Below are 7,251 nucleotides of genomic sequence, written 5' to 3'. Positions count from 1 at the left end.
TCGATCTCACTGCCCACGCAAAAACCAAGGCGATCCCTTGGCCTCCCCCTATCTCATCACCGCCAGCTTGATGCCAAACCCGACCAGGCATGCCCCGGCCAACCGCTCGAACATGTTGGCGATGCGTGGATTGGCCCGCATACGTTCGGCCAGCGCCACGGCCAGCCACAACAGCACCTGTCACCCAGTATCACCCCGCAGGTTGCCGCCATGCCGCCCTTGCCGGTGGCGGTAATCAGGGCGAAATTGCCAGGGCCCGGGATGGCCAGCACGATGATGAAGGCAATGACGAACGCGCCGTGGTCGGTGACGCCGAACATGGGAAACGCCTGTTGGGCAGTGCGAAGGCAGGCGCCTAGACTATCGCGCTTGCGGTTGCCCGTCAGGCATGGACTCATGGTCCTCTGGGGCTGCCGTTCAGCCCTTCGCCGGCAAGCCAGCTCCCACACCGACCGCGTCGGCATCGAGACATGCGCTGTACCTGCAGCAGCTTTTGAGACTTGGATCCAATGCCTGGGTTCTGTATCATCCCGCCGCCATCAGAAAGATGGCCGCAGATGAAGCATTTAAAGGACTGAGTATGAAAAAGCTGTTCAAGGCCACTGTCGCCGTTGCTGTCGTATCCGGCGTTGCCCTGCTGTCGGGCTGCACTGGCCAAGTCTACAACCAGCAGAAAAACTGCTCGTACGACTACCTGTTCCACCCTTCGGTTTCCATCTCCAAGGTCATCGGTGGCTGCGGCCCGATCGACAAGCTGCCTCAGCAGCAGTAAGCCTGGTGAACCCCCAGATCAGGCCGCTAGCGGCCTGATCCGAAGCCCCCGGTCATGCAAATGGCCGGGGGTTTTTGTTGGCCTCGAGCCACTTCATCTTGGCGTGCACGCTGTTGCAGGGGACGGGATGCCGCCGGTGATCACGCGCATGGGCGTCCCGGCGTGTGCTCAACCTTGTGGGAGCGGCCTTGTGTCGCAAACGGGCTGCGCAGCAGCCCCGGCGAGAGGTGCATCAGCGTTGAAATCCTGGGGCTGCTTTGCACCCCTTTAGCGACACAAGGCCGCTCCCACAGGTAGGGTGTCGCTTCTACCAGCGCAGCGAAACCGTGCCTAGCAGCGTGCGCTCTTCACCCCAGTAGCAACGCCCGGCGTTGTTGCAACCTGCCACGTATTCCTTGTCGAACAGGTTGCGGGCATTGACCTCGACCGACCAGTTGTCATCGATCTCATACCCGACCTTGGCGTCTACCAATGTCACATCACCGGTATCGAGCTTGCCGTACAGGTTCGCCGGGGTGTACGCGAAGGTACTGTCGAAATGCCGGACGCCGCCTCCGATCTGCAGCCCTTTCAACACACCATCACGAAAGCGATAGGTGCTCCAGACCGAGGCCTGGTTGCGCGGCACGCCGGTCATCTGGTGGTCTTCATACAGCGACCCGGCCACATCCTTGGTAATGCGTGAGTCGGTGTAGGTGTAGGCGGCAGTCAGGTTGAGGTTCTCGCTCAGGTCGCTGTTGAGTTCCAGTTCCACGCCCTTGGCGCGGCTGGCGCCAATCTGGCGATAGTCACCCACGGCAGCGTCGTACAGCACGTCGTCTTTCTTGCGCAGGTCGTACACGGATGCCGTAAATGCAGTGTTCCAGCCCTTGGGCTCGTACTTGATGCCCACTTCGTACTGCTCGCTGGTGGTCGGGTCCAGCGCGCCGCTCTTGCTTTCGGTCTGCTGGGTCGGGGCGAAGGCCGTGGAGTAGCTGAAGTACGGCGACAGGCCGTTGTCGAACTGGTACATCACGCCGGTCTGCCAGGTGAAATCGCTGTCCCAGTTGTCCATGTCGGCTTCGGCATTGAGGGTGCCGGCCTTGTTGCGGAACTGGCTGTTGACCCGGTCCAGGCGCCCGCCGAGCAGCAGCACCCAGCGGTCGACCTTGGTCTGCAGCTGGCTGTACAGGCCGTACAGGGTCTGCTCGAGAAGGGCGTTCTGCACATGCAACGGCGTGCTCGGCTTGCCGTTCCACACCGGGTTGAACACGTTGATGGTGCCGCCGTTGCCGGCATCCCAGTCCTGGTTGAACGACGTGCGGTCCAGGCTCGCGCCCACCAGCACCGTGTGCTCGAAAGCCCCATCGATGAAGTGGCCTTCGAACTGGTTGTCCAGCGAGTAGGCGATGGACTTGTTGTAGCGGTCGTAGGCCTGGTTGCTCAGGGTGGTGCCGAAGCCGCCATTGTTGAGGTTGCCGGGCCACATTTCCTGGCGGTCGATGCGCGACTGCAGGTAGCGCGAGTTCTGGCGGAATTGCCAGGTGTCGTCGAAGCGGTGGCTGAACTCGTAGCCCAGGCTCCAGGTTTCGCGTTCGAAGTTATCCCAGTCCGGGTTGCCGGACAGCTGGTCCTTGTCGATCTTGCCGTTGGTGTTGTGCAGCAACGTGCCGGCGGCGGGGTAGCCCAGCTCCATCAGCGTGCGGTCGCGCTGATAGGTGGCCAGTACGGTCAGGCTGTTGAACTCGTCGAAGTTCAGGGTCAGCGACGGCGCAATGTACATTCGGTCGTCGGGCTGGTGGTCGATTTGAGTATCGGACTTGCGGCCCATCATCACCAGGCGACCGAGGATGTTGCCTTGGTCGGTCAACGGGCCAGAGACGTCGACCCCGAGTTGGCGCCGATTGTACGAGCCATAGCTGAGTTGCACTTCACCTCGGGCTTCGGCAGTGGGGCGTTTGCTGACCAGGTTGACCACGCCACCGGGGGCGTTTTCGCCATACAGGATCGAAGTCGGGCCACGGAACACTTCCACCCGCTCCAGGCCATAAGGTTCGCTGCTGGTGTCGTAGCGGTTGCCTTGCACCCGCAGGCCGTCGCGCAGCAGGCCATAGCCATAGTCGGTGGCGTTGAAGCCGCGGATGAAGAACAGGTCGCCCGCTTGCCCGTCACCACCGGCGAACGGTGGCGAGAAAATGCCCGGCACGTAGCCGAGCACTTCGGTCAGGGTCTGCGACTGCTGGTCGTCCATGCGCTGGCGAGTCACCACTGAAACCGAACGCGGGGTGTCGGCCAGTGCACTGCTGGTCTTGCTGGCGGTGGCGCTGGCCACGGCACGGTAGCCGCTGTCGCTCTGGCCGTTGCTGGCGAGCAGGGCGGCGGCATTGACCGTGGTGGCATCGAGCTGCAGTGCGCTGCCGTCGAAGGACGGTTGCAGCACATAGCCAGCAGTGCCTTGTGGCACGGCCTGCAAGCCACTGCCCTGAAGCAGGCGGGCCAAGCCCTGGGTGACGCTGTAGCGGCCTTGCAGGCCCTGGCTGGTCTTGCCGGCGGCCAATGCATTGCTGCCAGCCAGGTAGATGCCGGCCTGGCTACTGAACTGGTTGAGCGCACCGGCGAGCGAGCCGGGGGCGATGTCGAAGTTCATCTGGGCATTGGCGGCCCGTTCGGCATGCGCCAGGGTGGCAGGCAGCATCAGTGGCGCGACGGCGCAGAACGAAAGCGGCGCGGCTAGCGCCAGACGATAAGCGGGGTGGAGGGGCTTCGGCATGCTGGTCCCTGGAATCGTTACGGTGGGATGTGAGGTGTCGTATGCGGGGTAAACCGAACGAAACGAGGAAAAGGGAACCGTGTTTGAAACTTTTTTTGCCGCGTATACAGACCCCTGTGGGAGCGGGTTCACCCGCGAACACCGGCGTAGCCGGTGCCATGCAGTGTGTTGGATTCTTCGCGGGTAAAGCCGCTCCCACAGGGAAGCGCGAAAGCTGTGGGCCACTGTGCAAGGCCGGTCAATCAGGCCGGTTCGACACTCACCCACCACGGCGTGAGCCGCTGCACACGTACCGGCAATGCCGCCTGCAGCAGCGCCAATGCGCGGTCACTGTCATCGAGCGGGAATGCGCCCATCACCGACAAGTGCGCGACCGCCGGGTGCCAACCCAGGTGACCATGGCGATAACGCCCCAGCGTTTGCAGCAATTGCGCCAGCGGCATGTCCTCGGCATTCAGGCGTTGATGGATCCACGATTCGCCGGCACTTTGCGCCGGCCGTGTACCGCCAATGGACTGGGCGCTGAATTCAACCTGCTGGCCGGCCTGGACGATACGGCGCTCGCCACTGCCTGCGGTGCAGACCTCGACAGCGCCGGCGTACACGTCCACGCGCGTGAGTTCATCTTGCTGACAGACCGCGAACCGGGTGCCCAGGGCTTGCATGCGCCCTTGAGTGGTATCGACGTAGAACGGGCGGCGAGCATCGTGGGCGGTTTCCACCAGGATTTCGCCAAAGCGCAGGTACAGCACCCGCGCCAGCAGGCTGAAGTCCAGGTCCACCGCGCTCTGCGCGCCGACCCACAGTTGGCTGCCGTCGGCCAGTCGGGTTTCCCGGGTTTCGCTGACGCCCGTGGCCAGGTCGGCACTCCAGCCTCGCAGCGGCGCCCCGCGCCAGGCACTCCAGCCCAGCAGCGAGCTGGCACCCAGCACCAGCAATGACTTGAGGCCGGTGCGGCGGGTGATGCGGCGCGCATCGTGCTCCCGCAGTACCCGGCCAGCCCCGCTGCCTTCGTGCTGCAGGGGCGCAAAACGCTGGCCAACCCTCTGCACGTATTGCCAGGCTGCCTGGTGGTCGCTGTGCTGATCGAGCCAGGCCTGCCATTGCCCTTGCACCTGTGGGCCGGCGTTGTGGTCCTGCAACTGCACATACCAGTGCGCGGCTTGCTGCAGGCTGGCGTGGCTGAGCTTATGTGCCGCATGGGTCATGGGGTCACTCCACCAGCAGGCCGTCGAGTTCGGCTTCGAGGATGGCGCAGTGTAGCAACGCCTGGGCCAGGTACTTCTTGATCATGCGTTCGCTGACGCCGATGTGCGCGGCGATATCGCGATAGGCCAGGCCGTCGATTTGCGCCAGCAGGAACGCTTGGCGGACCTTGCCCGGCAAGCGCTGCAACATGGCGTCGACCTCATGCAGGGTCTCGACGATCAGCGCGCGCTGCTCGGGAGAAGGCTGCAGGGCAGGGGGCTGCAAGGCCAGATGCTCAAGCCAGGCGTGTTCCAGCTTCTGCCGGCGCCAATGGTCGATGCACAGGCCGCGGGCGATGGTCGCCAGGTAGGAGCGTTCCGCCGACTGGCCTTCGAACTGGCGCGGACGATGCAAAATGCGCACGAAGGTGTCTTGCACCAGGTCGGCGGCATCGGGCCGATTGCCAAGGCGCCGATAGAGAAAGCCCTGCAGCCAGCGTGAATGGCTCTGGTACAGGGTATGGATCGAACTGTTCAGCTCAGGAGTCGTAACCACGGCGGCATCCGGCGCGAGCGCGTATTGGGTGCGAATGAGAAGTGCTCGCAATACTAGGGGCGCTTGAACGATACTGCAATGGCTTCGATAAGCGCTTGGCCAGCATGAGACAACCTGCCGCCTTGCCTACTGCCGCGCAATTTGTTTGTGCTGGCATTTCGGTTACAATCAGCGAAACGATTCAGCCTTGTCGGTCAATTCGACAAAAGCCTGAGGCGTTTTCTGGTTCTCTGGCTGCTGAACAATCATCTACAACAAGCCTGCGCTGAAGAACAAGGAATACGCTGGGCCAGCCACAGGCCCAACCTCCGTTCTACTGACTGGAATTGATCAATGTTCAAGAAAGCTGGCAAGACCTTGCTGGGTCTGGCTGTTGCTGCGAGCTTCATGCAAGCGCACGCCGCAGAAACCAAGAAAGTCGATGTGCTGCTGGTCGGCGGCGGCATCATGAGCTCCACCCTGGCCGTGTGGCTGCACGAGCTGGAGCCAAGCTGGTCGATGGAAATGGTCGAGCGCCTGGACGGCGTCGCCGAAGAAAGCTCCAACGGCTGGAACAACGCCGGTACTGGCCACTCCGCGCTGGCCGAGCTGAACTACACCCCGGAAGACAAAGACGGCAACGTCAACATCTCCAAGGCCATCGAAATCAACGAAGCCTTCCAGATCTCCCGCCAGTTCTGGTCGTGGCAGGTTCGCCAAGGCGTGCTGAAGAACCCGCATTCGTTCATCAACACCACCCCGCACATGAGCTTCGTCTGGGGCGATGACAACATCAAGTTCCTCAAGAAGCGCTACGAGGCGCTGCAGGCCAGCCCGCTGTTCCGCCCGATGCAGTACTCCGAGGACCACGCGCAGATCGCCAAGTGGGTCCCGCTGATGATGGAAGGCCGTGACCCGAACCAGAAGCTGGCGGTCACCTGGACGCCAATCGGCACCGACGTCAACTTTGGCGAAATCACCCGCCAGTTCGTTAGCCACCTGCAGACCCAGAAAGGCTTCGACCTGAAGCTGTCCAGCGAAGTGCAGGACATCACCCGCAACGAAGACGGCTCCTGGCACGTCGAGTACAAGAACCTCAAGGACGGTACCGAATCGGCCACCGACGCCAAGTTCCTGTTCATTGGTGCCGGCGGCGGCGCACTGAAGCTGCTGCAGAAGTCGGGCATTCCTGAAGCCAAGGAGTACGCAGGCTTCCCGGTGGGCGGCTCGTTCCTGGTGACCGAGAACCCGACCGTGGCCATGCAGCACATGGCCAAGGCCTACGGCATCGCTTCGACCGGTGCGCCACCCATGTCGGTACCGCACCTGGACACCCGCGTGCTGGACGGCAAGCGCGTGATCCTGTTTGGCCCATTCGCCACCTTCTCGACCAAGTTCCTGAAGAACGGTTCGTACCTGGACCTGCTGAGCAGCACCACCACCCACAACGTGTGGCCGATGACCAAGGTCGGTATCGACCAGTACCCGCTGGTCGAGTACCTCGCCGGCCAGCTGATGCTGTCGGATGACGACCGCTTCGACGCACTGCGCACCTACTTCCCGAATGCCAAGAAGGAAGACTGGAAACTGTGGCAGGCCGGTCAGCGTGTGCAGATCATCAAGCGTGACGAAGAGAAGGGCGGCGTGCTGAAACTGGGCACCGAAGTGGTAGCGTCCCAGGACCGCACCATCGCCGGCCTGCTGGGTGCCTCGCCAGGTGCCTCGACCGCTGCGCCGATCATGCTGAACGTGCTGGAAACCGTGTTCAAGGAGAAGGTCGCTACCCCTGAGTGGCAGGCCAAGATCAAGGAAATCGTACCGAGCTACGGTACCAAGCTGAACGACTCCGCAGCGGCCACCCAGAAAGAGTGGAACTACACCGCTGAAGTGCTGCAGCTGGAGAAACCACCGGTGATCGACGAGAGCGTCGGTACCACCGTTGCGCCGAGCAAGCCGGTTGAAAGCACGCCAGAGAACGACATGGCGCTTTGATCAGGCGCTGTGGGCA

At 62.6% G+C, this 7,251-nt stretch carries 5 protein-coding genes and 1 pseudogene; 2 read left to right on the top strand and 4 right to left on the bottom strand.

Going from position 1 to position 7,251, the window contains the following annotated elements:
* Positions 1-48: 48 nt before the first annotated feature.
* Positions 49-320 (bottom strand): annotated as a pseudogene (locus APH27_RS26030) (hypothetical protein).
* 260 nt (positions 321-580) lie between these two features.
* Between APH27_RS26030 and APH27_RS17025 the strand changes: the two are divergent.
* Positions 581-772: a DUF4223 family protein gene (locus tag APH27_RS17025; RefSeq protein ID WP_027918621.1), complete on the top strand. Its 192-nt coding sequence runs from the start codon at positions 581-583 to the stop codon at positions 770-772.
* Between the two features lie 307 nt (positions 773-1,079).
* Here APH27_RS17025 and APH27_RS17020 read toward each other — a convergent pair whose 3' ends face one another.
* The 3 genes from APH27_RS17020 to APH27_RS17010 form a co-directional block, all read right to left on the bottom strand.
* Positions 1,080-3,521, bottom strand: coding sequence for a TonB-dependent siderophore receptor (locus tag APH27_RS17020; protein ID WP_060485435.1), 2,442 nt, complete (start codon positions 3,519-3,521; stop codon positions 1,080-1,082).
* A 242-nt stretch (positions 3,522-3,763) separates the two neighbouring features.
* A complete protein-coding gene (locus APH27_RS17015) occupies positions 3,764-4,729 on the bottom strand; it encodes a FecR domain-containing protein (RefSeq protein ID WP_060485434.1) in 966 nt (321 codons plus the stop codon).
* A 4-nt stretch (positions 4,730-4,733) separates the two neighbouring features.
* Positions 4,734-5,264 carry a sigma-70 family RNA polymerase sigma factor gene (locus APH27_RS17010; protein ID WP_060485433.1) on the bottom strand — a complete coding sequence of 177 codons (531 nt, stop codon included), beginning with the start codon at positions 5,262-5,264 and terminating at the stop codon, positions 4,734-4,736.
* A gap of 333 nt (positions 5,265-5,597) precedes the next feature.
* On the opposite strand from APH27_RS17010, the gene mqo reads away from it, so the two are divergent.
* Positions 5,598-7,235: a malate dehydrogenase (quinone) gene (gene mqo, locus APH27_RS17005; protein WP_060485432.1), complete on the top strand. Its 1,638-nt coding sequence runs from the start codon at positions 5,598-5,600 to the stop codon at positions 7,233-7,235.
* The last annotated feature ends 16 nt before the right edge of the window (positions 7,236-7,251 follow it).

The sequence above is a fragment of the Pseudomonas sp. NBRC 111123 genome (genome assembly GCF_001320205.1).
GTDB lineage: Bacteria > Pseudomonadota > Gammaproteobacteria > Pseudomonadales > Pseudomonadaceae > Aquipseudomonas > Aquipseudomonas putida_J.
The sequence above is the reverse complement of the archived record's forward strand: the minus strand, read 5'-3'. Positions and strand labels throughout refer to the sequence as shown.